Source organism: Mycolicibacterium confluentis (assembly GCF_010729895.1).
Taxonomy (GTDB): Bacteria; Actinomycetota; Actinomycetes; order Mycobacteriales; family Mycobacteriaceae; genus Mycobacterium; species Mycobacterium confluentis.
In genome coordinates this window covers 3,279,918-3,305,981 of sequence record NZ_AP022612.1, presented here as the reverse complement: position 1 = coordinate 3,305,981, position 26,064 = coordinate 3,279,918, and the positions used below count along the sequence as shown (strand labels likewise).

Genomic DNA, 26,064 nt, shown 5'->3' with positions numbered 1-26,064 from the left:
GCAGCGGGGTCTGATCCGGACCGACCCCCCGCTGTGGGTCACAAGCTGCTGCCTGTCGGTCACCCTCCGTTCGACCAGAGAAGACCGACCGACATGATCTCGAACCTCTTTGACGCACCCCTCCCACGCGGCCTGCGCGAGCAGACCGCCGGAATGTCCTGGGACGCCGTCCTCAACACCTTCGCGACCTGCTCAGGCCCAGTGCAGCTGGGCGGCTGGGAGCGCGCCGCCGCCGGCGAGTTCAAGGCCACCCTCGCCATCGGTGACCGTGTGTGCACCGCGACGGCGTCGGCCGTCGGGCCCATCGGCGCGCTGACGGCCATGCTCTACGAGCAGGGTGTCGCGTTCGAGACGCTCGAATTCCACCAACTGCACGCGGGAGAGAACACCGCGACGTTCATCCGTGGTGGTAACGGGGCGGCCGAGGAGTGGGCGCTCGGCTGGTCGGTCGACTCCACCCAGTCGGCTCTCACGGCGATCATCGCCTGTGCGAACCGACTGGGTGTCTGACGAGGATCAGCGCAGCGGGCGCAGCACGATCGGCATACCGTCGATCGGCACGGGCATGCCGCCGTAGTCGTACCGCGGCTGGTAGCCGGGGCGCGGCAGTTCGAGGCGGTACTGGCGCAGCAGTCGGTGCATGACGGTCTTGATCTCCAGCTGACCGAACACCATGCCGATGCACTTGTGCGCGCCGCCGCCGAACGGCGCGAACGCGTAGCGGTGCTTCTTGTGCTCGCTGCGCGGCTCGGCGAACCGCTCCGGGTCGAACTTCTCCGGATCCGTCCACAGCTCGGGCAGCCGGTGGTTGATCGACGGCCAGGTCACGACGTTGGTGCCGGCCGGGATGAAGTAGCCGAGCAGGTCGGTGTCGCGGATGGCCTGGCGGAAGTTGAACGGCAGCGGCGTCATCATCCGCAGCGACTCGTTGATCACCAGGTCGTAGTTCTCGAGCTTGTCGAGCGAATCGATGTCGAGCGGTCCGTCGCCGATGCGCTCGGACTCTTCGCGCAGGCGGTCCTGCCACTCCGGGTTCGCGGCCAGGTGGTAGGCCATGGTCGTCATCGTCGACGTGGAGGTGTCGTGGGCGGCCATCATGAGGAAGATCATGTGACTGACGATCTGGGCGTCGGTGAAGGTCTGACCGTCCTCATCGGCGGAATGGCACAGCACGCTGAACATGTCGGTGCTCTCCGAACGCCGCTTCTCGTCGATCCGGCTCAAGAAGTAGTTCTCGAGGGTCTTGCGGGCCTGGATCCCACGCCACCACTTCAGTGGCGGCACCGGCTTGCGCACGATCGCGTTGCCGGCCCGCGTGGTGGTGGTGAACGCGTGGTTGACCGTGGTGACGAGTTCCTTGTCGGTGCCGGCCGGGTGGCCCATGAACACCTCGGAGGCGATGTCGAGGGTGAGTTCCTTGATCGAGGGGAAGAACAGGAACCTCGGGTCGTTGGCCACCCAGTCGTTGGCCAGGACCTTCGTGGCCACCGAGTCGACGTGCGGCACGTACCCGGCCAGTCGGGTGCGCGTGAACGCCTCCTGCATGATCCGCCGGTGGAACATGTGCTCCTCGAAGTCGAGCAGCATCAGGCCACCCTCGAAGAACGGCCCGATGACGGGATCCCAGGCGCGCTGCGAGTAGTCCTTGTTGCGGTTGGAGAACACGGCTTGCGTGGCGTCCGGTCCCAGGGCGAGCACCGAGGACAATGCGGGGGACTCGGCGTAGTAGACCGGGCCCTCCCTGCGGTAGCGCTCCAGGATGTAGTCCGGGCCGCGACGGAAGATCTCGATCATGTGGCCGATGATCGGCACGCCGGAGTCGCCCATGATCGGCTTGAGGTCGCTGCCGGCGGGTGGCTCGGCGAAGACGAACTGATCCCACTCCTTCTCTTGAAGGCGCTTGTCGACCGCGCCCATCCCCGGGATGGTGTTCGGGGTGGGTGTCAGCTTGCGCTTCGCCTGGTCGAGAAGGTAACGGGGAGTGCTGATCGTCGCTGGGGCCACCTGGACGCTCCTTTGCCGCAAACGGGTGTCGGGGTGTGGCGTATGCCACGTGAGGTTCATTTCACCGGTACTGTTGACGCGTGTCAAGTTTCATTCCTGCAGCGGTGTGGTGCAAGGTATGAGCGTGAGGGCTGAGCAGACGCTTGATTCCGGGGACGGGGAACCCCGTCGGCGCGGCGACCGGCAGAGGCAGGCGATCGTCAACGCGGTGCGTGACCTGCTTCAGGAGAAGTCCTTCGCCGATCTCTCGGTCAGCGCCATCAGCGACCGGGCCGGCGTGGCGCGGTCCGGCTTCTACTTCTACTTCGACACCAAGTACGCCGTGCTGGCTCAGATCCTGGCCGAGGCCGCGCGGGAACTCGAGGAGCTCACCGAGTATTTCGCGCCCCGCGGCGCCGACGAATCGCCCGCGGCCTTCGCCAAGCGCATGGTCCGCAGTGCCGCAGAGGTCTTCGCCCGCAACGATCCGATCATGGTGGCGTGCAACACGGCCAGAAGCAGTGACGCCGAGATCCGCAAGGTGCAGGACGACCAGTTCTCCGGTGTCGTCGATCAGATCGTCGAGGTGGTCCGCAACGAAATCGCGGCAGGCACCGCACATCCCATCAGCGACGACATCCCGGCGCTTATCAGAACCCTGGGTGCCACCACGGTCATGACGCTCTCTCGCGACAACAGGTTCCTGGCCCCCGAGAACGGCGTCGAACGCGGCGTCGAGGTGCTCGAGCAGTTGTGGCTGACCTGCCTATGGGGCGGCGGTCCCAAAAACTGAGTGAGGCCGCCGGTATGTTCCAAGGCATGGGGAACAGCTTCGCGGGCCGACGGTGTTTCGTCACGGGGGCGGCCAGCGGGATAGGCCGTGCGACCGCACTGCGGTTGGCGGCCCAGGGCGCCGAACTGTATCTGACCGACCGCGACGCGGCGGGGTTGGAGCAGACCGTCGCCGACGCGTGCGCGTTGGGCGCACAGGTTCCCGAGCATCGCGCCCTCGACATCTCCGACTACGACGCGGTGGCCATTTTCGCCGCCGACATCCATACCCGGCATCCGGCCATGGACGTGATCCTCAACATCGCAGGCGTTTCGGCGTGGGGGACCGTCGACCAACTCACGCACCGGCAGTGGCGGTCGATGATCGACATCAACCTCATGGGCCCGATCCACGTCATCGAGACGTTCGTGCCGCCGATGATGGCCGCCGGGAACGGCGGTCATGTGGTCAACGTGTCGTCGGCGGCCGGCCTGGTCGCGCTGCCCTGGCACGCGGCCTACAGCGCCAGCAAGTACGGCCTGCGCGGCATGTCGGAGGTGCTGAGATTCGATCTGGCCAGGCACCGCATCGGGGTGTCGGTGGTGGTGCCTGGGGCCGTGAAGACCCCGCTGGTCAGGACCGTCGAGATCGCCGGCGTCGACCGCGACCACCCCAAGGTCGACCGGTGGGTGCGCCGCTTCAGCGGGCATGCGGTGTCGCCCGAACGGGCCGCCGACAAGATCTTGGCCGGCATCGAGAAGAACCGCTTCCTGATCTACACGTCCTCGGACATCCGAGCGTTCTACGCCTTCAAACGGTTGGCCTGGCTGCCCTACAGCGTGGCCATGCGGCGGGTGAACGTGCTGTTCACCCGGGCGCTGCGCCCGGCACCGCAGAGCGGTGCGCCCCTCAGCGCGAACCCCAGTGCCACGAAGGAGCATTGAGCAGGCCCTGCCCGACCATCTGAGTCGCACCCGCGTCCTTGGTCAGTTCGATGTGGGTGGCGTCGGCGCCGAGGTGACCCAGCAGCGCGGCGGAGTGGGTGACGACGCAGACCTGCGTGACCTCGGCCGCCGCGCGGATCAGTGTCGACAGCGGGCGCACCAGGTCGGGATGAAGCGAGGTCTCCGGCTCGTTGAGCACCATCAGTGACGGGGGCTGCGGGCTCAGCAGCGCGGCCGCCCACAGCAGGAAACGCAGTGTGCCGTCCGATAATTCGGCGCCGCGCAGCGGCCGGAGGACACCGGGTGCGCGCAGTTCGACGTCGAAGAGGCCGTCACTGACCGCCGTGGCGACCGACGCGCCGTCGAACGCGTCGGCCACGGCGCGCTGCAGGTCCTCAAAGCCGGCCTCGATGATGGTCTGAATGGCCGCCGCCAGATTGTGGCCGTCCTCGGCCAGCACCGGGGTCCGAGTCCCGACGTGCGCACGCCGCGCGGGCGCGTCGGCGTCGACGCGAAACCCGTCGTAGAACCGCCAGGCCCGCAGTCGATCGCGTACTGCCGCCAGTTCCGGCAGTTCACCCGGGTGGGCGAACTCGGCCAGCACGCTGCGGTGGGTCGGCAGGCCGCGGGTCAGGTCGATGAACCCGCGACCCGACTCGTCGCACGCCTGGGCCAGCGGCCCGGCCCGGCGCACCAGTGTCGAACTCGACCGCAGCACCGGTCCGGCGAAGACCACCTCGCGCTTGATCTCAGGGTCCCGGCCGAACAACGAGTTGATGCCGGCCATCTGCGGCAGTCCGAGGTCCACCAGGTAGCCGAAATCGTCTGCGGAATAACCCAGTTTCAACTCGACGGTGCGTTTCTTGGTGCCGGTGCCTGCCCACAGGGCGGACTGCAGGCCACCCTCGCGGGCCAGTGCGCCGATCACCTCGCCCCGGCCGCAGTCGGCCAGCAGGCGAAGGGCCCGGTACACCGAGGACTTGCCGGTGCCGTTGGCGCCCGTCACCACGGTCAGTCGACTGAGTGGCAGCACGATGTCGCGCAGCGAGCGGTATCCGTGCACTGCGACAGTGGACAGCATGGGATCGACGTTATCGCGCGGCCATCTTGATCTTGCCGGTGACCGCCTCGACGAATGCGGGCAGCACTGACTCCGGAACGTCCTCACCGCACACTGCGAAGTCGATGACGATGTTGTTGCGGGCCGCGAGACCGTCTCGACAACCCCATCCGGCCCCGCCCTCCTCGGTGCGTGAGGCGGTCAGGATCGCGTCATCTCCCGCGCCGAGCACCACGACGTCGGCGACGTTCCAATGGTTCGGGTCGCCGCCGACGGGCGCCAGGTTGATGCTGCGATTGGCGCAGGCCTTCCACCTGTTGGTGATGACGGTGAAATGCGCTGCAGCGGAACGGGTGTCGGGAAAGGACACCACGGTCTGCACGAGCTTGCGGTCGGGATCGGTGCCCTTGAGGAATTGTTGCCGAGACCCAGTGAACCCACTTGCGCGGTAGGGGATCTCAAGACCAGGAGACAGGGACATGCATGACTCGTCGACGAGCGCCTTGTCGGCCATCGCCTCGTAGACCTTGTCGCCGTAGTCGGGGTTGCCGGTCATGTCCTTGGTCCCCACCACGGCCCCGGCCTCGGCCGGCGACAGCAGCAGGCCCGTCAGCGCTTCGAGGGGAACCGGTGTGGACGGCATGTCCGTGGGTGTGGTGGTCGGCGGTGTCTGAGTGGCCGCGGCGCTTCCGGAGGAGTCCTCCTGCGGGATCAGCAGTACGGCGCTGACAGCCAACACGATCACCGCGCTGAGCACGGCGACTGAGACCACCACTGCGCGACTTCGCCTGCTCATCGGCGCGCTCCTCTCGGCACTGGTCAGTGGGCCCGACCTACATTGTCGACGATGGTCATGGCGATGCGCTCGGCTTGGCCGGCTGGATCTTCGCCACTCTTGTCGCAGGACATCACATCGACAATGATGGCGCCCTCCTGCGCTTCAGTCGCGGTCATGGCGCGCTCGCAGGTGGCCCGCGCACTGGTCTGCAACTGCACCAGGATGGTTCCGTCCGCGCGGAGGTGGACGGGGTGCAGCTGCCACTCGTCGAGCCTGCCGGGGCGCGGCGTGCTGGTGACGGCCTGCTCACTGCAGCGCGCCCAGTCCGCGGTGGCCGCGGACACCAGGTCACGGGCCGCCCGGCGATCGGCGACGCGCACGACAGTCTGGTTGACGGAGTGCACGGCCCGGCCCGGCTTGCCGTCGGCGACGATCGCTCTCACGACATCATCGGGTTGCGCTGCGGCGTAGGCGGTTCGGTGGCCGGGTTCAAACGCCCCGACGCACCGCGCCGGTTCGACGGTGGGGGTTCGATCGAGCAGCGTGGTCGAGGTGCCCACGACGTGCATGCCGTCGACCCCGATGAGCCGGCTCAGTGGGCCGGCGCCGACCAGCACGTTCTCGAGGTGGGTGCCGTGGGTCAGGGCGGGTATCGGTGGCTGGGGGGCGGCCGTGGCGGGCCCGGCCAGCGCTGCGGTCGCGGCGACGATGCCGGTCGCGAGGGCCGCGATGACTCGACGGGTTGCGATCATGGCGATTCCTCCTCGGGGTCTGCTCCACTATATCTGACCAAACCGTAGCGATGCGACGGTTTCAGGAGGTCGACGGCATCCGCAGTTCGAGGCGCACGCCCAGCAGGCGGACGGGCCTGTCGAGTTCGAACTGGTCGAGCACCGCCAGCGCGGTCGCGACGATGACGGAGTCGCGGGTGTCGGGTTCGGGCAGCTTGCGGATCTTGGTCCGGGTGTAGAAGGTGCTGGTGCGCACCGTGACGGCCACGCGGGTGACGACCCGACCCTCGGCGAGCACGTCATCAAGAGTGCGCCGCGCCAACTGCGTGACTGCGGCGTCGATCTCGTCGCGGTCGGTGAGGTCGGTCGGAAACGTCACGACGTGACTGCGGGACCTCGGCACCCAGGGTTCGGAACTGACGGTGTCGTCGCCACCGCCTTTGGCCAACAGCAGGAGCCAGAGTCCGGTGCTGGGGCCGAAGGTCGACGTCAGTGTCTCGGCATCGGCGGCGGCCAATTCGCGAACGGTCGTGATATCCATGCCCGCAAGCTTTTTCGCGGTCTTGGGGCCAACGCCCCACAGTGCGTCGACGGGGCGGCCTCCCATCACGGACATCCAGTTGGCGTCGGTGAGGGTGAAGACGCCGGCCGGTTTGGCGAATCCGGTGGCCACCTTGGCCCGCTGCTTGTTGTCGCTGATCCCCACCGAGCAGGACAGGCCGGTCGCGGCGGCGATCACCGCTCGGAGGTGTTCCGCGAGCGCCACGGGGTCGTCGACGTCGGCACCAAGATAGGCCTCATCCCAACCCCACACCTCGCAGGCGTGCCCGAGATCGCGGAGCAGGCCCATGACCTCGCCGGACGCCGCGTCATACGCGTCGGGATCCGACGGCAGGAACGTCGCCTCCGGGCAGCGTCGGGCGGCGGTCCGCAGCGGCATGCCCGCGTGCACGCCGAACTCCCGGGCCTCATAGGACGCGCACGTCACCACCTTGCGCGGTGCGGTCGGATCGCCGCTGCCACCGACGATGACGGGCAGTCCGACCAGGTCGGGCCGTCGGCGCAGTTCGACCGAGGCCAGGAACTGGTCGAGGTCGACATGCAGAATCCACCTGTGGGTGCGCGTTCCGGTGGTCACCGCCCGCACAGCTTGGTGGCCAGGCTTGCCCAGGCGTCACCGAGTTCGTCGACCGTGAGCCCGCCCGCGGTCAGTCGATGTTCGACGTAGTCGGCGTCGAGCAGGGCCAGCAGTGCGTCGGTCTGCGCGGCCAGATCGCCTGTGGTGCCCGCAGACTCGAGCAGGAACTCGACATGGCGGCGTTGCACGAGGACCACCTGGGTGGCGCGGAACTGCGGGTCGCGTTTGGCCGCCGAAAGCAGTTCGTGGTGCGTGTGAGCGAACCTGATCCGGCTGCGACCGAACGCCACGAGGCGGTCCAGGGGAGGGGCGCCGGGTCCCATGGGCGGCGGCCCGAACAGGAAGGCCTCCTGGCTGGCGCGCTCGTCCTCGTCGAGCAGCACCATCATCAGCCCCGCCCTGCTGCCGAAGCGACGGAACACCGTGCCCTTGCCGACGCCCGCGGCGTGGGCGATGTCGTCCATGGTGACGGTGTCTGCGCCGCGTTCGGTGACGAGTCGGCGGGCGGCGTCGAGGAGGAGGGCCCGGTTGCGTGCGGCGTCGCCGCGTTCGGCGGGCGCGACGTCGACGACGGGTAACCCTCGCGCTGCGCCTGCCGCATCCACTCCACTACTTTAGCTCAGGGGGAAATTAATCGGACCGTGGTCCGGTTCGACGGTGCGATGATTCTGGGCACCACAGTGGTGAAGGGATAGGACATGTCTGAGGACAAGACGAAGGTGTTGGTGCTGCTGGGCAGCCTGCGGGCGGGCTCGCTGAACCGGCAGCTCGCCGAGGTGGCGGTGGAGAATCCGCCCAGCGGTGTGGAGGTGAGCCTCTACGAGGGGCTGGGCGACGTGCCGCTCTACAACGAGGACATCGACACCGCCGACGCCCCGGCCGCCGCGGTCGCGCTGCGCACCGCGGGCGGAAACGCCGACGCCGTCCTGGTGGTGACGCCCGAGCACAACGGCACCATCCCGGCAGCGCTGAAGAACGCGATCGACTGGTTGTCCCGGCCCTACGGTTCCGGGGCGCTCAAGGGCAAGCCCGTGGCGGTCATCGGCTCGTCGCTGAGCAGCTATGGCGGAAAGTGGGCGCACGACGACGCCCGGAAGTCGTTCGGTATCGCCGGCGCGGCGGTGGTCGAGTCCAGCGAGTTCTCGGTGTCGTCGAAGGTCTTCGACGGTAAGCATCCGCGTGAGAGCGCCGAGGTGACGGCGAGGGTGCGCGAAGTGCTGGAGAAGCTGATCGCCGACGTCTCCCATTAGTGAGGTGAGCGCTGCCCGGCGGTGAGCCGGGCCCAAATCACAGAAGTCGCCGACGGGTCTGACTTGACCCGTCGGCGACTTTGCTGTTGGGGGGAGCGGCTCCGGGCGGCCTCGGGCCGGGGCACCGAATCTGTCGGTGCCCGGTGATACACAGGGTGTGGACAACTTGACGCGGGTTCCGCTCCGGCGTGTTGTGATCTGCGACACGCCGATGGCGGGGGCGTGTTGGGCTTACGACCTGGGAATTTCACGAATGTGGTTCAGAACATCTTGTAGTACTTCGCAATGTCGGACACTAGGTGTAGTGTCTGACAGGCCGACAGACCCCAAGCTCATCGAGGTCAGCCGGACCGCGCAGATCAACCCGGTGTCCACTGGATTCCCACGATTTGGGCGGCTCGGAGCAGATGGAATCAAGGGGACCACCGGCGCGCTGAACCACAGTGAGTCCCGTCCGTTGAGAAGTCCGAGAACGTCGAAGTCGAGCCAGCAGATGACTTCGCTGAGCGTCATAAGGGAGCGTAGGAGCAAGATGAGCGTCACCGTTTACACCAAGCCCGCATGTGTGCAGTGCAACGCCACGTACAAGGCCCTGGACAAGGCGGGCATCGAATACAACGTCGTTGACATCACCACCGATCCCGAGGCCCGTGACTACGTCATGGCGCTGGGCTACCTGCAGGCTCCCGTTGTGGTGGCCGGAGATGACCACTGGTCGGGCTTCCGGCCGGACCGGATCAAGACGCTGGCCGGAGCGGTCACGGCGACTGCCTGACCCGCCGAGCGCAGAGGGGAGGCCCGGCATGGCCGGCAACAATCTCGTCTACTTCTCCAGCGTTTCGGAGAACACGCACCGATTCGTCGAGAAGCTCGGCCTGCCCGCCACCCGCATCCCACTGCACGAGCGGATCGAGGTCGACACCCCGTACGTGCTGATCCTGCCGACCTACGGCGGCGGGCACGCCAACGGTCCCGATCCAGACCGCGGGGGCTATGTCCCCAAGCAGGTCATCGCGTTCCTCAACAACGAAAAGAATCGGTCGTTGATCCGCGGCGTGATCGCCGCGGGCAACACCAACTTCGGCGCCGAATTCGGCTACGCGGGTCAGGTCATCTCGCGTAAGTGCGGTGTCCCCTTTCTCTATCGGTTCGAACTCATGGGCACGACGGATGATGTGTTCGCCGTCCGTGCCGGCTTGAAAGACTTCTGGAAGGAACAGACGTGCCACCAACCGTCACAGCTGCAGAGCCTGTAACCGCCACCACGCACGCGCTGCCGGGGGAGACCGACTACCACGCGCTCAACGCGATGCTCAACCTGTACGACGCGGACGGCAAGATCCAGTTCGACAAGGATGTGCTGGCTGCCCGCGAGTACTTCCTGCAGCACGTCAACCAGAACACGGTGTTCTTCCACAGCCAGGATGAGAAGCTCGACTACCTGGTGGACAAGGAGTACTACGAGCGTGAGGTGCTCGACCAGTACTCCCGCAACTTCGTCAAGTCGCTGATCGACCGCGCGTACGCCAAGAAGTTCCGGTTCCCGACCTTCCTGGGCGCGTTCAAGTACTACACCTCCTACACGCTGAAGACCTTCGACGGGAAGCGCTACCTGGAGCGGTTCGAGGATCGCGTCGTCATGGTGGCGCTGACCCTGGCCTCCGGTGACACCGACCTGGCCGAGAAGCTGGTCGACGAGATCATCGACGGGCGGTTCCAGCCGGCCACGCCGACGTTCCTGAACTCGGGCAAGAAGCAGCGCGGCGAGCCGGTGTCGTGCTTCCTGCTGCGCATCGAGGACAACATGGAGTCCATCGGGCGTTCCATCAACTCCGCGCTGCAGCTGTCCAAGCGCGGCGGCGGTGTCGCCCTGCTGCTCACCAACATTCGTGAGCACGGCGCGCCCATCAAGAACATTGAGAACCAGAGCTCGGGTGTCATCCCGATCATGAAGCTGCTCGAGGACTCGTTCTCCTACGCCAATCAGCTCGGTGCCCGCCAGGGTGCCGGTGCGGTGTACCTGCATGCGCATCACCCCGACATCTACCGCTTCCTGGACACCAAGCGGGAGAACGCCGACGAGAAGATCCGCATCAAGACGCTGAGCCTGGGCGTGGTGATCCCGGACATCACCTTCGAGCTGGCCAAGAAGAACGAGGACATGTACCTGTTCTCGCCGTACGACGTGGAGAAGGTCTACGGCGTGCCGTTCGCCGACATCTCGGTGACCGAGAAGTACTACGAGATGGTCGACGACGCGCGGATCCGTAAGACCAAGATCAAGGCGCGCGAGTTCTTCCAGACGCTGGCCGAGCTGCAGTTCGAATCCGGCTACCCGTACATCATGTACGAGGACACGGTGAACCGAGCCAACCCGATCGACGGCAAGATCACGCACTCCAACCTGTGCTCGGAGATTCTGCAGGTCTCGACGGCCTCGGAGTTCAACGACGATCTGTCCTATTCCAAGATCGGCAAGGACATCTCGTGCAACCTGGGCTCGCTGAACATCGCCAAGGCCATGGACTCGCCGGACTTCGCGCAGACCATCGAGGTGTCCATCCGGGCGCTGACCGCGGTGTCGGACCAGACCCACATCACCTCGGTGCCCTCCATTGAGAAGGGCAACAACGACTCGCACGCCATCGGCCTGGGGCAGATGAACCTGCACGGGTACCTGGCCCGCGAGCGGATCCACTACGGGTCCGAAGAGGGTGTGGACTTCACCAACATCTACTTCTACACGGTGCTCTACCACGCACTGCGGGCCTCGAACCTCATCGCGATTGAACGCGGTAAGGCGTTCGGCGGCTTCGAGAAGTCGAAGTACGCGTCGGGGGAGTTCTTCGACAAGTACACCGATCAGGTGTGGGAGCCGGCCACCGACCGGGTCCGAAAGCTGTTCACCGACGCGAACATCCGGATCCCAAACCAGGACGACTGGAAGCAGCTCAAGGAGTCGGTGCAGAAGCACGGCATCTACAACCAGAACCTGCAGGCCGTTCCGCCGACCGGTTCGATCAGCTACATCAACCACTCGACGTCCTCGATCCACCCCGTCGCCAGCAAGATCGAGATCCGCAAGGAAGGCAAGATCGGGCGCGTTTACTACCCGGCGCCGTATCTGACCAACGACAACCTTGAGTTCTACGACGACGCGTACGAGATCGGCTACGAGAAGATCATCGACACCTACGCCGCGGCCACTCAGCACGTGGACCAGGGTCTGTCGTTGACGCTGTTCTTCAAGGACACCGCCACCACGCGTGAGGTGAACAAGGCGCAGATCTACGCCTGGCGCAAGGGCATCAAGACGCTGTACTACATCCGGCTGCGCCAGATGGCTTTGGAGGGAACCGAAGTCGAGGGCTGCGTGTCCTGCATGCTGTAGGGCTGTTCTAGTCATAGGTCGCAGGCCAGGAGAATCTTCTCCTGGCCTGCGTTCTGCTTTCTGGGCTCAGTCGGCGCTGTCATTCTCGATGTCGGCGGCGTGCTGGCGCAGTCGCTCGGCGACGTGTCCCAGCCACTCGGAGTAGGTCATGTCCGGCCTCGGGTCGTAGAAGCCGCCCATGTCCATGATTGCGGTAGCGAGTTCGGAAGCGGGGAAACTGCGGAGCAACTCGTCTACCTGCGCAGCGAGCGCGTGGAGTTGTTGTGATGTGCGGTCCGGCGAAGCTGAATACTGGTCAACGACTTCTTGCCAGTCATCGGCCTCAAGGGGCCAATCTTGGTGGAAATAGCCGCCAAAGAACTGTTCCAGGCCGTACGGCGCTCGATGGGCAGTCATGGTATGGGGTATCCCGTCAACACAATCCACCGCCCATTTCCAATTCCTTCTAGAACCACTACGACAGAGGTGGCGGGCACTGTCGCGCGAGAGCCGCGAACGAGAACCTCCCCGCCGTCGAACGGTACCGAAAGTCTGAGTCGGTCGGTAGCGCCGTTCGCCGACCATGCGTCGACTGCTGCCTGGTTGTGCTGAAGTGCGCTGCTGACTGCGGTCGTTGCCTCCTCTGTTGAAGCGAATGTCGACACGGCTCCGGGTCGCGGGTCTGCTTCCAAACGGGCGGAGAGGTCATCGAGGCTTTGGCTGACATGGCGTTCCAGAAGATGCCCGCCAGCGCTCTCGCTTGTTGCCAAGAGTGCGCCGACATCCTCGACCTCATTCGGCGCGTGATGCCCCGCGTCCGCGGGATGGTCGATGCTGGGAGTACCGCTCGTGGGATTGTGTCCGCTGCTGGGGACGTCGCTGAGTGGGGTGGGGGCGTCGTCGATGTGGCGGGCTGCACCGGCGAGGCCGTCAAGTCCACGTTCGATTCCCTCGGTGAGGGCTTTGGACCCGGGTATGGGGACCAGTCCAGCGGCATCCAGGACTGCTTGGGTGCGTTCGTTTCCGGAGCTCTCACCCCAGTTGGTGAACACGTGGATGTCTTTGGCGACGTCGGGGATGAAACCGTGACTTCCTTCGCTGAGGGCCTGGCTGGCGTCTGCGAATGCGGATGGCTGTGGCGGGAATGCCTGCACATCGATGTTCGGCGGCAGCGAGGGTATCGGCACACCGAGGCCACCAAGCGCTTCCTGTGCTTGGCTGAGCCCCTTGAGGCCCTCGGTCTGTTCGGTGAGGCCACGGCGGGCATCAAACACCGCCCGACCCGCTGCGTCGAGGTCGTCGAGGGTCGGACCTGTACCGGGTCTGCTCATGCTCCACTCGGCCGCGAGGCTGTCAGCGTTGGTCTGCGCGTCGGCGAGGCTCTGGTGGGCAGCATCGACGCGGTCGGCTTGGCGATCAACGATTTTGGGGTCGGATGCGACGGCCAGTACGTCGAGCGGTGACCCTGGGTTGGGTTTGTCCTCGCCTTTGCCCGGCGCGTTCTTGTGGGCATCGGTGATCTTGTCCAGTGCGCTGGGCGGCGGGACCGCGGGAAAGCCGGCTACGACGCTCTGCGCTTCATCGAGGTTCCTGGGGTGGTCGTCCTCGACCTGTGAGGTCTTGGCAGGCAGGGGCTCCGGAGTCAGCTGTGTGCCACCGGACGGGGTGTCAGCCAGCTCGGCGGGTACGAGTATGTCCTGCCAGGTCTTAGGCGTGCTCTGCTCGGTTTGATTACCCGTCAGGCCAGGTTCCGGGACTGGCTCGGGTATTGGGGTGTCCAGCATCTGCACGGTGCCGTCGCTTGGCAGCGGCGTTTCGGGAAGTGTTGTCGGGAAGCTGACCTCGCTCAGCGGTCTGATAGTGGTGGTGATCTTCCCAGCGACCGAGAGGTCCAGCGTCATCAAGAGCGCGGCGCGCGCGTTGATCTCAGCCGAGAGCGCTTCTCCTTCGGCTGATTTCGCGGCCATCTCCGGTCCGGGGGCGAACGTGAGGCGGGTCGACAACGAGAGATCGTCGTGGACGTCGAAGCCAGCGCTCTCGGCTCTGCGGACAATGTCGAGTACCTGTTGTTTGGCGTAGTCGAGTTCGGAGACGCCGCCGCGTGCCACCGATGCGGCGCGGTGAAGATGATCAGTCAGGCCCCTTGCCGTGTAGAGATCCGACAGGGTGCGCTGTTTCGTCGCTTCGGCAGCCTGCCCGCCCCAGTCGGTGCCACCGGGATTCAGCGAAGCCCGAAGCGCGCGCGAGAAGCTGTCCTCCCAGACCTCGGCAGCGGTCGTCCAGTCGCGAGCGGCCTGCTCTAGATGTGTGGTGTCCCAGTTGCGGATCTGGGACAGGTTTGGCAACGCAGCCGGGGTGCCCGGTGTGCCGCCCGCCGCAGCCATCTACATCCCGGCGTGGTGTACGGCGGCGAGTCGCAGCGCCGAGTCGTGCTCCTGCTCGCTCATGCCGGTGCCGACGATGCTGACCGTGCCGCCTATTGCGGGCAGGCTGGCAGCAACTTGACCGGATACTGCTAGGTGCTGCGTAACGGCATGCTGCAGGCCGACGGTGGTCAACCGGATCAGGTCCATGCGCAGATTCTCAGGGGCAGTGCGAGGGTCCGCAATTCACCCTGATGGCGGGTTCTCGTGGCAGGTACCGGCGTTGAGGCGGTGCTCAATGGCGACGGTGCGTGCTTTCACCAGGATTGGGACCTCCAAGAATAGGGTCCGGAAGCGAGTCGTCGACCTACACCGAGTGGCTGGGCCAGATCGCAGACCGGGTGCGCCGGCACGCCGCGGCGAATCGACCGCACAGTAAGTGAATTGCGCATGGATCGGCCAGCAATAAACTCCTCACCGTGGACGTCATTGGCCTGAACATCGAGGGTCTGCAGCTTGCTGTGAATCAGCATGCTGCCGCGGCGCGCGATGTCCTCGACGGGACTTCCGCAGGCAACGCTTCGGCAGTTGGCCAGGCAACGTCAGCGGCGGTGGCGGCGGCGAATACGTTGGTGAATTCGGCCTCCGGGCTGCTGGGCGCAAGGCTGTCCGCCACGGGTGCGAAGGTCGGTACGGTCGGGGCGGTGATGTCCGAGCAGGATCACGCGTCGGCGCAGCAGATCTCTGCGGTGCATCCGTGAACGACGGCTCGATCTCCTGGGACCTCCAGCAGTTCTTCGGCGCCTACTTCCATCAGGACTGGGATCTCGAGGCCGACGACTGGCAGGGAATCGTCGACGACTACGTCAAGGATTACCGAGTTGCCGAGCTCTTGAGGATGCTGGCCGAGGAGATCGACACGCTGCGTCAGGTCCGCGCTGAACCTGACTTGGAACAGTTCTTGGTGTACACAGTCGGCGTCTTTTACCTTCCCGAACCACCGACCTACACCGAGTGGCTGGGCCAGATCGCAGATCGATTGCGTGAGCATGCGGCGATGATCGACGGACGTGACTTGCCCGCGGGTGAGATGGAATCGACGACTCGACCGAAACGCAGCCGCGGCGGCAACACACGGGTGCCTCGCGACGGGCGGTTGGCAGACAATTGGACCAGATGGACCACGCTGTTAGGGTCCACAGGAGTGTCGATCGATGACGACCACGATGGGGATCAGATCGTGTTCCGATCGAGTGACTTCTCGTACCGCCTTCATCTCGATGACGGTTCTTGGGTTCTGGACGAACTCGATGATCGCAACCAGTGGCGGCGCGCCGTCGGTCGGTTCTCCACGTTCGAGTTGGCGGAGAAATACCTGATCTGGGCGTGGGCAAGTCTGGCTCGATCAGCTGTCGATGCACCGAACCTGGGATCATCCCTGTATGCACAGGGATTCGCCGCCTCTGTCGAGACCAAGCAGATCAGCGCGGGCAAGTATGAGCTGAATTCGCCCGCGGGCTCCGTGGTACTTCCGTTGGTCAAGGCGACGATCTTCAGCCATCTGATGGACCGGCAGGTCAAAGACATTGAACTGGAAGTCAGTTCGGGACTGGGGTGACATCGATGCAATCGATCGATCGGACTATGGATGACTACGGAAAGCTTCCCGAACGACAAGATTGATGAGCTTCAGCGCGAGATCGACAGGCTGTCCCAGCAGTTGGGGGTCCGGCCCGTGCCCGTTGGTCTCAAGACCAACGATGGACTCAACATCTTCGTCGACGACGCTGGCTAGCACTTCGCGTTCCATGAACGCGGACAACTCGGATTCGATCGGGTCGGACGTCTCGATGATCTGTTGTGCTGGTACTGCCAGGATGTCGTCACGACTGAGGCGGCACGGCGATTCGGTGACCGTGCAAAGCGATTCGCCTTCGAGTATCAGGTGTTGAGCCGGTTCGACGTCGAATGGGCCAAGCGACGAGTGCGTGAACTGGCGGCCATGTTCCGCAACGGCCAGCGTGAGGACATCGCGCTGCTGCCCCACATCGGGGAAGCCCTGTGACGCTGTAGAAATTCAGCTCTCGCGCGCCTTGTCGGCCCGCAGCGCCTTCAGGCGGCGCTCCTCGCGCAGCACCTCCTGGTAGCTCTCACGTTCGGCGGCCAGCCACTCGGGCTTGTCCTCGAGGATCTGTCGCAGATCCGCAATTGGGACACCGCCCATCTGCAGACGGCCGCCCGCCACTGGACCACGACCGCCGAGGGCTGGGAGGGTGCCTTCTCCACCGCGCATCGTGGCGCGCTGAGCCCAGGCGGCACCGACTGGGACGGCCGAGCCGCCGAAGCCACCCAGGCGCGCGCTGGCGGACCTGTATCGAGTGCGTGGTTTGGCAGATGTCCTGGATGGTGCGGCGAGGGCTGCGCGTGCCGGTGCGGCCGATCTGGAGACGGCCAAGCAGCAGGTGCTCGACTCGGTGCGCAAGGCCGCGGCGGCCGGGTTCGAGGTGCACGACGATCTGTCCGTGTCGACTCGACACGGGGTCACGGCTGCGGAGTATCCGGCGAAACTGGCTGAGGGGCAAGCACTGTCGGCCGAGATCAGCGCCCGTGCGCTCCGCGTGGCGGAACTGGACGCTGAGGTCGCGGCCACGATCAGCGCCGCGGTCGCGCCACTGGGGGAGGTCAGCTTCGCCGAGGGGACAGTGCAGCCGATGGACGCGCCGCTGAGTCCGCACCTTTCCCCGGCACCGGAACCCGACGGTGGCGGCGGGGGCGGTGACGCAGAGCAGGGGGCGGAAGAGCCGAAGACTTGGCAGGACATGTTGTTGCCGGAGGGGCCCTCCGCGGCCGAGAACCCGGCTCAGGACGAGGAGCGTTCGCCCACGCTGCAGGACCAACTGTTCCCGCCGGGAACGACGGCGGACCCCAAGGAGGTGCCTAAGAATCTGGATCAGGCGCTGGAGGCGACGGCGCCGGGACTGGGCGCGGCGATGGAGCAGCAACGGCAGGCGGCGCTGAGCCGAGTGCCATCGGTGCAGGATCTCAAGTCCGACCTCGCAGTCATCGCCGCTGCGCGGGACCTGCTTGCAATGCAGGGAGTGCCGCCTGAGTCCATGGACGCCCGCGCTTGACCGATTCCTGCAGGACACACACCGACTTGGTGAGTATTTGGCGCTCAACCCCACCATGCCGCAGCCCGACCCGGTCCCACAGCCCGCGCCTGGATTCGTCGACGGCTTCCGCGATCGGTGGTTTGCCAATGAAGCCTTCGCCAAGAGCCTGTTTGGAACCGGCGACTCGAAGTCTCCAGGTGTTCTCGAATCATGGCAGGCACTCCTGGGCGGTCTGCAGGAGACGATTTCCGATCCCGTCGGGGCGGTCAAGGACGAGATCGATCGTGCGCTCAACTCACCCAGTGCTGCTTACTACCTCGGCGAATGGGCGGCGGATGGAACCCAGTCTGCCGGCAGCGCCGTGGTGTTCGGGCCGGAAACTTTTGCCGCGCGAGCCGCACTCGGCGGCCTTACTCATGAAACCCTCGACAGCACAACGTCGGTCGCCAAACCCGCCATGGCCATGGATGGCGGATCCACATCGCGCGCCTACCCGGACACTCCAACGTCCGACGCCAACACGTCAGTGCCTGACCACAGCACTGCAGACATCGGATACGTCGTGCCATACGGCGTCGAGGACACTGGCGCGCTGTTGACGGCGAGCGAAAACGCTGGCGGACATCTCATCGAACGTCATGTCGGGAGAACCTTCGACGATCTTTCTGCTCGCCTCGACTCAACCAAATTGGGAACGGCCTCGTCGTTCAACAACCTCGATGAGGCAGCCGCAGCCGTCGGCTCCGTGCTCCAACGCCATCAACAAGAGATTGCCGAGTGGCTGTCGAGTGGAGCCGACTTGTATCTCAGGCTCGATGCACCTTTCAACGGCGGATCGGTGCTCGTGCGTGGGGATACGGAGGCGGTGCCGGGCACCGGAGTTAAAGTGGTGCTCAAAGGCGACGGAAATGGCGGGTGGTACGTGCTTACAGGGTTCCCCACACCATGAACGATGGCTCGATCTCCAGGGACCTCGACCAATTTCTCGGTGCCTACTTCCACCAGGATTGGGATCTCGAAGCAGAGGACTGGGAGGGAGTGGTCGACAGTTATGTCAAGGCACGACCTGTCGCTCGGGCCCTGTGCAACCTGGCCCAGGAGATCGATAACCTACGCCAGGCCCGCGCTGAACCCGACTTGGAACAGTTCCTGGTCAACAGCGTGGGTGTCGATTACCTTCCAGACCCGCTGACCTACACCGAGTGGCTGGGCCAGATCGCAGACCGTCTACGTACGCACGCGGCGATGATCGACGAGCGCACCGCATCCGAGCGTTGAGGTGGCGGATGCGTCCTCCCACGAGCGCGATGAACACGCGAGTGCGGACGCGACCCCGAACGAGGCGATCGTTGCGGCCACCAAGGATTCAGCAGCGTCGATGCCTGTCGAATGGGGCACAAAGACTCTCGCCGAGGGCGTTCAGGACATCCTGGGCAGGTTTGGCGCCGTGCATCCTGAACTGTCGGTGAAGGCCCTCGCCGAGATCGGCCGGGGCGTCGGCTGGCGACTCCGGTAGAGGGAAGGTTCTGGATGAGTTCGGACCGCCCCTCGCAAGATAAGTCTGGTGAACTGCAGCGCGAAATTGACAGGCTGTCCCAGCAGTTGGGTGTACGGCCCATGCCCGTTGGTCTCAAGACAACGACGGACTCAACATCTTCGGTGACCGCGCACAGCGATTCGCGTTCGAGTATGAGGTGTTGAGTCGGTTCGACACCGAATGGCCAAGAGGCGAGTGCGTGAACTGGCGGCCGTGTTCCGCAATGGTCAGCCTGAAGACGTCGCGATGCTGCCCGACATCGGGGAAGCCCTGTGACGCTGTAGAAATTCAGCTCTCGCGCGCCTTGTCGGCCCGCAGCGCCTTCAGCCGTCGCTCCTCGCGCAGCACCTCCTGGTAGCTCTCGCGTTCGGTGGCCAGCCACTCGGGCTTGTCCTCGAGGATCTGGTTGATCTCCTCGGTGGTGAGCGCATCGCCCACCTCGTTGCGGGCCAGCGCGGCGATCGAGATGCCCAGCTTGGCGGCGACGAGGTTCTTGGGGTGCGGGCCGTTCTTGCGCAGGTCCTTGAGCCACTGCGGCGGGTCCGCCTGCAGGGCCTCAAGCTCGGCGCGGGTGATCGCGTTCGCCTGGAACTCCGCGGGCGTCGCGGGCAGGTACACGTCCAGCTTCTTCGCCGCGGTGGCGGGTTTCATGGACTGCGCGTTGGGCCTGCTCATGGAACCAGCCTATCGGTAGCCTGAGGCGGTGACCCCGCAGTCCCTCACCCTCGGGTACGTGCCCGGGGGAACGCCCGCGAAGTGGGCTCGGATCTGGGCGGAACGCCACCCCGACGTGCCCCTGCAGTTGCAGGCGGTGGCCGCCGCGGAGGCGGCCGATGCGGTGCGCGACGGCACCGTCGACGTCACATTGCTGCGGTTGCCCGCGGACACCTCCGGGCTGGCTGTCATCCCGCTGTACGAGGAGACCCCGGTGGCCGTGGTGCCCACCGACCACGTCGTCAGCGCGGCCGACGAGATCACCACCGCCGACCTCGACGGCGAACCCACGCTGCTGCCGCTCGACAGCGTCATCGAGTGGGCTCGCACCGTCGGCGCCCCGATCGAGCATCGGCCCGAAACCACCGAAGCCGCTGTGGAACTCGTCGCCGCCGGACTGGGCGCGCTCGTCGTTCCGCAGTCGCTGGCGCGGTTGCACCACCGCAAGGACCTGACCTACCGGCCGATCACCGACGCACCGAGTTGCGCCGTGGCGCTGGCGTTTTCGGAAGGTGAGCCGTCGGAGCTGGTCGAGGAGTTCGTCGGGATCGTCCGGGGTCGCAGGCCCGGGTCGTCGCGGGGCCAGACCCAGCCCGCACCGAAACGCACGGCACGGGAGAAGGCGTTGGCCAAGCAGGCCGCCCGTGCCGCCGCGGGCAAGGTGGCCCACAAGCCGGGCCGGCCGAAGCGTCGCTGACCGAACGCGACGGCGGCCACCTTCAAGAACCAGGGTGAAAGGTAAGGCTTGCCTATTGCGCGCTGACCTCCTAGATTTACCGGAATATTTTCCTGTTAATGAGGAGTGGTTGATGTTCCGAAGGTTCCGCAGGGCGGCAGTGGCAGCGGCCGCAACGGCGATGGTGCCGATGGCCCTTGCCCTGGCGCCGGGCGCGGTCGCTGAGCCGGAGGTCCACGCCGCCCCGGTGAACATCGAGGACTTCGCCATCACCTCCGAGGTGCCGACCCTGGCCGAACTCGACGCGCAGATTCGGCTGCTGGTCGCCACTCCGGCGCCGGACTGGGTCAAGGCCAATCAGCTCGAGGGTGGCTCGCGCGCGGTCGTCGTGCCGAAGATGATCTACCGCGTGGGGTTCTTCCGGCCGCCCAAAGGCTCCAGCGTGGTCACCGGCCCCGAGACCCACGAGCCCGACCGGCACACCGCCGTCATCAACGCCAGCCGTCAGGGTTCGCCGACGGTCCAGGTGGTCGCCGAATGGCGCCGCATCGACGGGCAGTGGAAACTGGCCAGCAAGTCGCTGTGCAACGGCATCAAGACGATCGGCCTGCCGATCCCGTGCAACTTCGAATGATCGAAACCCAGGGCTTGACAAAGACTTTCGGCGGGAGTCAGGCGCTCGACCGGGTCACGGTCACCGTCCCGTCGGGTGCGGTGACCGCGCTGCTCGGTCTCAACGGTGCAGGCAAGACCACGTTGCTTCGCCTGATCGCCGGACTGGACCGACCCGACGCCGGCACCGTCACCCTCGACGGGCGCATTCCGTTCGGCGACCCGCAACTGGTCGGCGTGCACCTCGGGCCCGGCGCACTCGACCCACGCCACACCGTCACCCGGCACCTGCGCTGGCTGGCCGCGCTGACCGGCGTGGAGGCCGGCCGGGTCGACGACGTGCTCGAGGAGGCCGGTCTGACGCCGCTGCGGCATCGCCGAATCGGTGCGCTGTCGCTGGGAGCGCGCCAGCGTGTCGCGATCGCCGGCGCCCTGCTGTGCCGCCCGCGGGCGCTGCTGTTCGACGAACCGCTCAACGGTCTCGACGTTCCCGGGATCGTCTGGTTCCGCGGCCTGCTGCGCAGGTTGGCCGACAGCGGCTGTGCGGTCGTCGTCGCCACCCATCTGCTCGCCGAGGTGGTGCTGTCCGCCGACCGGGTGCTGATGCTGCGGGGTGGCCGCGTGCACGCCGACGGCACGCTGGCAGAGGTGGTTCCCGCCGGCGCGGACCCCCGCGACTGGCTGGAGTCGGCCCTGCTCGACTGCGTGGCGTGCGCATGAGCGCGGCCCCGGTGATCCGCGGCGTGCGCGCCGAGATGGTGCGCACCGCCGGACGCAGCCGGCTGTGGACCGTGCTGGTTCCGGCCGCCGTTGCGATGCCGCTGGTGATCACCTTCGCGATCGCCGCCGCGGCCGAGATGTTCGCCCGCATCCCCGGCCAGATCTCGGTGCTGCAGGTGCCCACATCGAACGCGGCCTACTGGGTCATCACCATCACCACCGTCGTGGTCGCGATCGCGGCCTCCGACGGGCAGGCCTCGGAGAGTCGTTACCGCGCAGGTGAATACGTGCGCCTGGCGATGCGGCGGCAGTGGCCTGCGCTGCTCGGCCGCTGGCTGTTCTACGGGGTGCTCGGCGCGGTGGTCGCGGCCGTCACCCTGCTCGCCGTGCTCCTGCTGCTGCCGGTCGCCTCGCCGCTGGTGTACGGGGCGGTGTCGGCCACCGACCCGGTGGCGCTGCGGCTGCTGTGGACGGTGCCGCTGCTGAGTTTCTTCGCCGCGGGCGCCGGCGTCGGGATCGGTGCCCTGATCCCGTCTCCGCTCGGTGCCGCCGCGGTGATCCTGTTGTGGGTGTACGCCGTCGAATCCGCGGCCGGGTATCTGCCCAGCGGTGCCTTCCTGCAGCGCTTCATGCCTGTTCTCAACGGCGTTTTCGCCACCGGGCAGGACGCCGTTCTGACTCCGCCCTGGGGTCAGAACGCCGCTCTGCTCTATGTGTGTTCACTGTTCACGGCGATGTTCCTGGTCGCCACCATCGAAAGGACTGTCCGCCATGGCTGACGCACCACTTCCGCTCGCCGAGCGATCCGACGCCGACCTTCCCGGGCACTGGCTGCTTGCGCGCCTCGGGAAGCGCGTGCTGCGTCCCGGGGGTCTGGAGCTGACCAGCCGCCTGCTCTCGGCCGCCCGCCTCAACGGGGCCGACGTCGTCGAACTCGGTCCCGGCCTCGGCCGCACGGCCAGCGACATCATCGCGCAGCAGCCGCACTCCTATGTCGGGGTCGACGACACCGCCGCCGCGACCGAGAACGTCCGCGCCATCGTGGCCCCGGTCGCCGGGAAGGTGGTGGTCGCCGATGCGTCGACCACCGGCCTGCCGGACGCCAGCGCCGACGTCGTCGTCGGCGAGGCGATGCTGACGATGCAGGGGGAGAAGGCCAAGCGCGCCATCATGGAGGAGGCGTTCCGGGTGCTGCGTCCCGGCGGCCGCTACGCGATCCACGAACTCGGCCTGACCCCCGACAACCTGCCCCAAGAGCTCAAGGACGACATCCGCAAGGACATGTCGCGCGCCATCAAGGTCAACGCGCGCCCGCTGACCACCGCGGAGTGGACCCAGCTGCTGACCGAGGCCGGCTTCGAAGTCAAGACCGTCGAGCACGCCCCGATGGCGCTGCTCAACCCCGCGCGGGTGCTCGCCGACGAGGGTCCCCTCGGCGCGCTGCGCATCGTCGGCAATCTGATCCGTCGCCCCGCGGCGCGGCGCCGGGTCCTCGGCATGCGCGGCACGTTTCAGCGGTACCGGCGCGCGCTGACCGCCGTTGCGGTCGTCGGCGTCAAACCGGGTCAGTGACACACTGATCCCATGCCAGAGCAACGCCACGACGTGAAGACCGATCGCGGGGTGGGCCGGCAGCGGGAGAAGGTGCTGGGTCTGCTGCGCGAGACGCGTCGTCCGGTTGACGCGCAGGGTGTCGCCGAGTCGCTCAACATCCACATCACCACCGCGCGGTTCCATCTCGCTGCGCTGGAGTCGCAGGGGTACGTCCGGCGCGGCAGCAGCCGTCGGGCGGCCGGGGCGGGCCGGCCCAAGTTGACCTACGAGTTGGCGCCGCGGCTGGACTACGCGGAGATCGTGGCGTTGTTCGCCACCCACCTGGGCGGCACCGTGGAGGAACGCGAGTCGCGTGCCCGGCGCATCGGCGCGGATCTGGCCCGCCGGGTGCGGGTGGCCCGTCCGCGGGACGAGGCCACCGTCGCCGACCTGGTGGTGGCGACGTTGACCGAGCTGGGTTTCCAAATGCGCTCGGTGCTGTCGTCGTTCGGCGAGGTGACCGTGCAGCTGTGCACGTGCCCGCTCGCCGAGGTGGCCAAGACCGCGCCGGAGGTGGTCCGGGGCATCCAGCAGGGCCTGATCCAGGCAGTGGTCGACCTGAACACCGAGTCGATCGGTGGCGACTACCAGGTGGAGGTGACTCCCGATCCGCACGCCGGGTCCTGCGAGGTGGGTCTGCTCCTGCGGCCCGTCAAGAATCGATGAGAGATCAGTATTAGAAAGGACACCCACCCGTGGACGTAATCCAGGACGCGGTCTCGTTGAAGACACTCGGTGCCGAGCAGCTCGAGGCGGCAGAAGCTGCCCGCGCCGGGCGCTCTGCACACACCATCTATGGCGGTTCGGAACGCACGCTGCGTCAGACTGTGCTCGCACTGACCGCCGGCAACCGGCTCGACGACCACAAGAGCCCCGGTGAGGCAACGCTTCTGGTGTTGCGCGGCAGGGTGCAGATCGGCACGGCGACGACCACCGTCGAAGGATCCGAAGGTGACTACCTGGTGATCCCCGACGAGGTGCACAACCTGGTCGCGCTGGAGGACTCGGTGGTGCTGCTGTCGGTGGTCGCGCGCCGCTGACCTACTGGACGGTGGTCGACCCGTCGTCGTTGATCAGCCACGCCGGGTTGACCGCCACCTCCCAGACATGGCCGTCGAGGTCGGTGAAATAGCCGGAATAGCCGCCCCAGTAGGTCTTTTCGGCGGGCTTGACGATGGTTCCGCCGGCCGCCTCGACCTGTGCGAGCACCTGGTCGACCTCGGCCTCGGTGCGCTGGTTGATCGCGATGCTGATTCCGCTGAATCGGCCGTCGACCGGGACGCCGGTGTCGGTGGCCAGGTCCGCCCGACCGAACAGCGCCAACGCGATGCCCGGCAGCTGATAGAACACCACACCCTCGTAGGCGCCCGTCGCGGTCCAGCCCAGGCCGTCCTCGAAGAACCTCCTCGACGCCGCCAGGTCGTCGACGCCCAGGGTGAGCAAGCTGATGCGCTGTTCCATCACCACGACCCTAGTAGGTGTGCTGCGGCCCCTGTGCCTTCTTGTACAGGGCCTTGAGCATGCGGTCGCGGAACGCCGCGTTGTCGATCAGCCTGATGCCCGCGTTGGCCACCGGCGGGTAGCCCAGCAGCTTGTGGAACCAGCGCCCGCGCCGGTACTCCCGACCCCACGCGGCCTCCATCCGCTGCGCGTAGTTGGTGAAGTCGTCCGGTCCGCCGTTGGTCAGCGCGGCGATTGCGCACTCCCCGGCGGCCAGGCCCGACTCGAGGGCCTTCGAGATGCCCGCGCCCGAGGCGGGTTTGCCCGCCCCGAGGCAGTCGCCGACGAACAGCACACCCGGTCGCCACGGCGGCCATGCCGTGAAGCCCATCGGCAGTCGCCAGGCGCGCACGCTCCGGTTCTTCTTCAACTCCTCGATTGGCGGCAGATTCCACTCGGCGGGCAGCGTGTGCAGGAACTCGCCGAGGAACTGCGTGGCGTTGATCGACTGCCAGTTCTTATAGCTGTTGACGTAGCCCAGGCCGATGTTGAAACGTCCTCCGCCCATGGGGAACACCCAGCCGTATCCGGGCAGTTGATCGCCGCGGAACCGCAGTTGCAGGTGGATGTCGAGTGAATCTGAGTCCTCGCGATCGGCGTGCATCTCGGACCGGATCGCGATCGCCGAGTAGCCGTTGTACTGCGAGTCGATCTTCAAGGCGCGCTTGATGGGGGAGTAGGCCCCGTCGGCCGCGATGACCGCATCTCCGAGGACCTTCTCGCCGCTCTTGAGCACGACGCCGACGACGCGTCCGCACTCGTCCAGTTCCGGGCGGACGACCTCACACGACTGCCGCACCTCGGCGCCCGCCGACTCGGCGTGCTTGAGCAGAAGGGCATCGAGTTCGGTTCGGCTGACGGTGTGGCCGTGGTCGGGCATGCCCGGACGTCGGGGGAAGGACAGCTCCCATCGGGTGGGGCTGAACACCGTGACTCTGTTCACGCGGTGGAACGCGCCGACCTCCTCGGCGAGACCCATTTTCTGCAGGTAGCTGACGGCGCGGGCCGTCAGTCCGTCACCGCACGGCTTGTCGCGGGGGAACTCCGCCTTGTCGAGCACCACCACACGCGCGCCGGTCTGCGCGGCCTGCCATGCGGCAGCCGATCCGGAAGGCCCCCCACCTGCGATGACCAGGTCGTAACTCTGTGTCACAGGTATGTCTCGTTTCGTGTTCTCGGAAACGGATTACCAGGCCAATGTTAGCCGACG

The 26,064-nt window shown here is 66.4% G+C and carries 32 protein-coding genes and 3 pseudogenes; 22 read left to right on the top strand and 13 right to left on the bottom strand.

What is annotated here, in order from left to right:
- Window positions 1-93 precede the first annotated feature (93 nt).
- Window positions 94-510 (top strand): 2-isopropylmalate synthase, encoded by a 417-nt coding sequence (locus G6N34_RS15490; protein WP_085149911.1) that lies wholly within the window; start codon window positions 94-96, stop codon window positions 508-510.
- A 6-nt stretch (window positions 511-516) separates the two neighbouring features.
- Here G6N34_RS15490 and G6N34_RS15485 read toward each other — a convergent pair whose 3' ends face one another.
- Window positions 517-2,004, bottom strand: a complete 1,488-nt coding sequence (locus G6N34_RS15485; RefSeq protein ID WP_234812712.1) for a cytochrome P450 — start codon at window positions 2,002-2,004, stop codon at window positions 517-519.
- 118 nt (window positions 2,005-2,122) lie between these two features.
- Here G6N34_RS15485 and G6N34_RS15480 point away from each other — a divergent pair, with 118 nt between their 5' ends.
- Both G6N34_RS15480 and G6N34_RS15475 read left to right on the top strand, forming a co-directional pair.
- Window positions 2,123-2,776, top strand: a complete 654-nt coding sequence (locus tag G6N34_RS15480; protein WP_085148007.1) for a TetR/AcrR family transcriptional regulator — start codon at window positions 2,123-2,125, stop codon at window positions 2,774-2,776.
- Between the two features lie 14 nt (window positions 2,777-2,790).
- On the top strand, window positions 2,791-3,699 hold the full coding sequence (locus G6N34_RS15475; protein ID WP_085148004.1) for an SDR family oxidoreductase: 909 nt from the start codon (window positions 2,791-2,793) through the stop codon (window positions 3,697-3,699).
- On the opposite strand, the gene G6N34_RS15470 is transcribed toward G6N34_RS15475, so the two are convergent.
- The 5 genes from G6N34_RS15470 to G6N34_RS15450 all read right to left on the bottom strand — a co-directional run bounded on the left by G6N34_RS15470 (window position 3,665) and on the right by G6N34_RS15450 (window position 8,011).
- On the bottom strand, window positions 3,665-4,780 hold the full coding sequence (locus tag G6N34_RS15470; protein WP_085148001.1) for an AAA family ATPase: 1,116 nt from the start codon (window positions 4,778-4,780) through the stop codon (window positions 3,665-3,667). The genes G6N34_RS15475 and G6N34_RS15470 overlap by 35 nt on opposite strands.
- Before the next feature lie 10 nt (window positions 4,781-4,790).
- Complete coding sequence (locus G6N34_RS15465; RefSeq protein ID WP_085147998.1) at window positions 4,791-5,555, bottom strand: sensor domain-containing protein; 765 nt, start codon at window positions 5,553-5,555, stop codon at window positions 4,791-4,793.
- Between the two features lie 23 nt (window positions 5,556-5,578).
- Entirely contained in the window at window positions 5,579-6,289 is a 711-nt protein-coding gene (locus G6N34_RS15460; RefSeq protein WP_085147994.1) for a sensor domain-containing protein, read from the bottom strand.
- A 61-nt stretch (window positions 6,290-6,350) separates the two neighbouring features.
- A complete protein-coding gene (locus G6N34_RS15455; protein WP_085149909.1) occupies window positions 6,351-7,406 on the bottom strand; it encodes a DNA polymerase IV in 1,056 nt (351 codons plus the stop codon).
- Window positions 7,403-8,011, bottom strand: coding sequence for a TetR/AcrR family transcriptional regulator (locus G6N34_RS15450; protein ID WP_085147991.1), 609 nt, complete (start codon window positions 8,009-8,011; stop codon window positions 7,403-7,405). Before G6N34_RS15450 ends, G6N34_RS15455 begins: the two co-directional genes overlap by 4 nt.
- Window positions 8,012-8,104: 93 nt before the next feature.
- Here G6N34_RS15450 and G6N34_RS15445 point away from each other — a divergent pair, with 93 nt between their 5' ends.
- The 4 genes from G6N34_RS15445 (at window position 8,105) to nrdE (ending at window position 12,047) form a co-directional block, all read left to right on the top strand.
- Window positions 8,105-8,656, top strand: a complete 552-nt coding sequence (locus tag G6N34_RS15445) for an NAD(P)H-dependent oxidoreductase (RefSeq protein WP_085147988.1) — start codon at window positions 8,105-8,107, stop codon at window positions 8,654-8,656.
- A gap of 532 nt (window positions 8,657-9,188) precedes the next feature.
- Window positions 9,189-9,431 carry a redoxin NrdH gene (locus G6N34_RS15440; protein WP_085147985.1) on the top strand — a complete coding sequence of 81 codons (243 nt, stop codon included), beginning with the start codon at window positions 9,189-9,191 and terminating at the stop codon, window positions 9,429-9,431.
- Window positions 9,432-9,459: 28 nt separating this feature from the next.
- Complete coding sequence (nrdI, locus tag G6N34_RS15435; RefSeq protein ID WP_085147982.1) at window positions 9,460-9,912, top strand: class Ib ribonucleoside-diphosphate reductase assembly flavoprotein NrdI; 453 nt, start codon at window positions 9,460-9,462, stop codon at window positions 9,910-9,912.
- Window positions 9,879-12,047: a class 1b ribonucleoside-diphosphate reductase subunit alpha gene (nrdE, locus tag G6N34_RS15430; protein WP_085147979.1), complete on the top strand. Its 2,169-nt coding sequence runs from the start codon at window positions 9,879-9,881 to the stop codon at window positions 12,045-12,047. The genes nrdI and nrdE overlap by 34 nt, the downstream gene beginning before the upstream one ends.
- Before the next feature lie 66 nt (window positions 12,048-12,113).
- Here nrdE and G6N34_RS15425 read toward each other — a convergent pair whose 3' ends face one another.
- The 3 genes from G6N34_RS15425 to G6N34_RS15415 are packed head-to-tail and all read right to left on the bottom strand — an operon-like array spanning window position 12,114 to window position 14,599.
- Window positions 12,114-12,443 (bottom strand): contact-dependent growth inhibition system immunity protein, encoded by a 330-nt coding sequence (locus G6N34_RS15425; protein WP_085147975.1) that lies wholly within the window; start codon window positions 12,441-12,443, stop codon window positions 12,114-12,116.
- Entirely contained in the window at window positions 12,440-14,410 is a 1,971-nt protein-coding gene (locus tag G6N34_RS15420) for an RNase A-like domain-containing protein (RefSeq protein ID WP_085147972.1), read from the bottom strand. Before G6N34_RS15420 ends, G6N34_RS15425 begins: the two co-directional genes overlap by 4 nt.
- Window positions 14,411-14,599, bottom strand: a complete 189-nt coding sequence (locus G6N34_RS15415; protein WP_085147969.1) for a hypothetical protein — start codon at window positions 14,597-14,599, stop codon at window positions 14,411-14,413. It abuts the gene before it with no gap.
- Window positions 14,600-14,868: 269 nt separating this feature from the next.
- On the opposite strand from G6N34_RS15415, the gene G6N34_RS15410 reads away from it, so the two are divergent.
- The 3 genes and pseudogenes from G6N34_RS15410 to G6N34_RS15400 all read left to right on the top strand — a co-directional run bounded on the left by G6N34_RS15410 (window position 14,869) and on the right by G6N34_RS15400 (window position 16,454).
- Entirely contained in the window at window positions 14,869-15,150 is a 282-nt protein-coding gene (locus tag G6N34_RS15410) for a hypothetical protein (protein ID WP_085147966.1), read from the top strand.
- Window positions 15,147-16,007, top strand: a complete 861-nt coding sequence (locus tag G6N34_RS28380) for an Imm61 family immunity protein (protein WP_163645409.1) — start codon at window positions 15,147-15,149, stop codon at window positions 16,005-16,007. The genes G6N34_RS15410 and G6N34_RS28380 overlap by 4 nt, the downstream gene beginning before the upstream one ends.
- 117 nt (window positions 16,008-16,124) lie before the next feature.
- Window positions 16,125-16,454: pseudogene (locus G6N34_RS15400) on the top strand (hypothetical protein).
- 12 nt (window positions 16,455-16,466) lie between these two features.
- On the opposite strand, the pseudogene G6N34_RS15395 reads toward G6N34_RS15400, so the two are convergent.
- A pseudogene (locus G6N34_RS15395) lies at window positions 16,467-16,583 on the bottom strand (DUF5997 family protein); the annotation flags it as partial.
- A 193-nt stretch (window positions 16,584-16,776) separates the two neighbouring features.
- On the opposite strand from G6N34_RS15395, the gene G6N34_RS15390 reads away from it, so the two are divergent.
- The 5 genes and pseudogenes from G6N34_RS15390 (at window position 16,777) to G6N34_RS15375 (ending at window position 19,315) form a co-directional block, all read left to right on the top strand.
- A complete protein-coding gene (locus tag G6N34_RS15390) occupies window positions 16,777-17,520 on the top strand; it encodes a hypothetical protein (RefSeq protein WP_163645407.1) in 744 nt (247 codons plus the stop codon).
- A gap of 37 nt (window positions 17,521-17,557) precedes the next feature.
- Window positions 17,558-18,451 carry an RNase A-like domain-containing protein gene (locus G6N34_RS15385; RefSeq protein ID WP_133057701.1) on the top strand — a complete coding sequence of 298 codons (894 nt, stop codon included), beginning with the start codon at window positions 17,558-17,560 and terminating at the stop codon, window positions 18,449-18,451.
- Complete coding sequence (locus G6N34_RS15380) at window positions 18,448-18,780, top strand: contact-dependent growth inhibition system immunity protein (protein ID WP_085147957.1); 333 nt, start codon at window positions 18,448-18,450, stop codon at window positions 18,778-18,780. Before G6N34_RS15385 ends, G6N34_RS15380 begins: the two co-directional genes overlap by 4 nt.
- 100 nt (window positions 18,781-18,880) lie before the next feature.
- Complete coding sequence (locus G6N34_RS27610) at window positions 18,881-19,018, top strand: hypothetical protein (RefSeq protein WP_179965764.1); 138 nt, start codon at window positions 18,881-18,883, stop codon at window positions 19,016-19,018.
- Window positions 19,019-19,032: 14 nt separating this feature from the next.
- Window positions 19,033-19,315, top strand: a pseudogene (locus G6N34_RS15375) (hypothetical protein).
- 12 nt (window positions 19,316-19,327) lie between these two features.
- Here the strand turns inward: G6N34_RS15375 and G6N34_RS15370 are convergent.
- A complete protein-coding gene (locus tag G6N34_RS15370; protein ID WP_085147951.1) occupies window positions 19,328-19,714 on the bottom strand; it encodes a DUF5997 family protein in 387 nt (128 codons plus the stop codon).
- 28 nt (window positions 19,715-19,742) lie between these two features.
- Here G6N34_RS15370 and G6N34_RS15365 point away from each other — a divergent pair, with 28 nt between their 5' ends.
- The 7 genes from G6N34_RS15365 (at window position 19,743) to G6N34_RS15335 (ending at window position 24,394) form a co-directional block, all read left to right on the top strand.
- The gene (locus tag G6N34_RS15365; protein WP_085147948.1) at window positions 19,743-20,450 is read left to right on the top strand and encodes a LysR family substrate-binding domain-containing protein; all 708 of its coding nucleotides are present in this window, start codon (window positions 19,743-19,745) and stop codon (window positions 20,448-20,450) included.
- 112 nt (window positions 20,451-20,562) lie between these two features.
- Window positions 20,563-21,063 carry an MTB12 C-terminal domain-containing protein gene (locus G6N34_RS15360; protein ID WP_085147945.1) on the top strand — a complete coding sequence of 167 codons (501 nt, stop codon included), beginning with the start codon at window positions 20,563-20,565 and terminating at the stop codon, window positions 21,061-21,063.
- Window positions 21,060-21,761 (top strand): ABC transporter ATP-binding protein, encoded by a 702-nt coding sequence (locus G6N34_RS15355; protein ID WP_085147942.1) that lies wholly within the window; start codon window positions 21,060-21,062, stop codon window positions 21,759-21,761. The genes G6N34_RS15360 and G6N34_RS15355 overlap by 4 nt, the downstream gene beginning before the upstream one ends.
- Window positions 21,758-22,540, top strand: coding sequence for an ABC transporter permease (locus G6N34_RS15350; protein ID WP_085147938.1), 783 nt, complete (start codon window positions 21,758-21,760; stop codon window positions 22,538-22,540). Before G6N34_RS15355 ends, G6N34_RS15350 begins: the two co-directional genes overlap by 4 nt.
- Complete coding sequence (locus G6N34_RS15345) at window positions 22,533-23,333, top strand: class I SAM-dependent methyltransferase (RefSeq protein ID WP_085147935.1); 801 nt, start codon at window positions 22,533-22,535, stop codon at window positions 23,331-23,333. Before G6N34_RS15350 ends, G6N34_RS15345 begins: the two co-directional genes overlap by 8 nt.
- Window positions 23,334-23,345: 12 nt before the next feature.
- Window positions 23,346-24,020 (top strand): helix-turn-helix transcriptional regulator, encoded by a 675-nt coding sequence (locus G6N34_RS15340; protein ID WP_085147933.1) that lies wholly within the window; start codon window positions 23,346-23,348, stop codon window positions 24,018-24,020.
- Between the two features lie 29 nt (window positions 24,021-24,049).
- Window positions 24,050-24,394, top strand: a complete 345-nt coding sequence (locus G6N34_RS15335; protein WP_085147930.1) for a cupin domain-containing protein — start codon at window positions 24,050-24,052, stop codon at window positions 24,392-24,394.
- Between the two features lies 1 nt (window position 24,395).
- Here the strand turns inward: G6N34_RS15335 and G6N34_RS15330 are convergent, their stop codons facing one another.
- Window positions 24,396-24,815, bottom strand: coding sequence for a VOC family protein (locus G6N34_RS15330; protein WP_085147927.1), 420 nt, complete (start codon window positions 24,813-24,815; stop codon window positions 24,396-24,398).
- A gap of 10 nt (window positions 24,816-24,825) precedes the next feature.
- Window positions 24,826-26,007, bottom strand: a complete 1,182-nt coding sequence (locus G6N34_RS15325) for a geranylgeranyl reductase family protein (RefSeq protein ID WP_085147924.1) — start codon at window positions 26,005-26,007, stop codon at window positions 24,826-24,828.
- Between the last annotated feature and the right edge of the window lie 57 nt (window positions 26,008-26,064).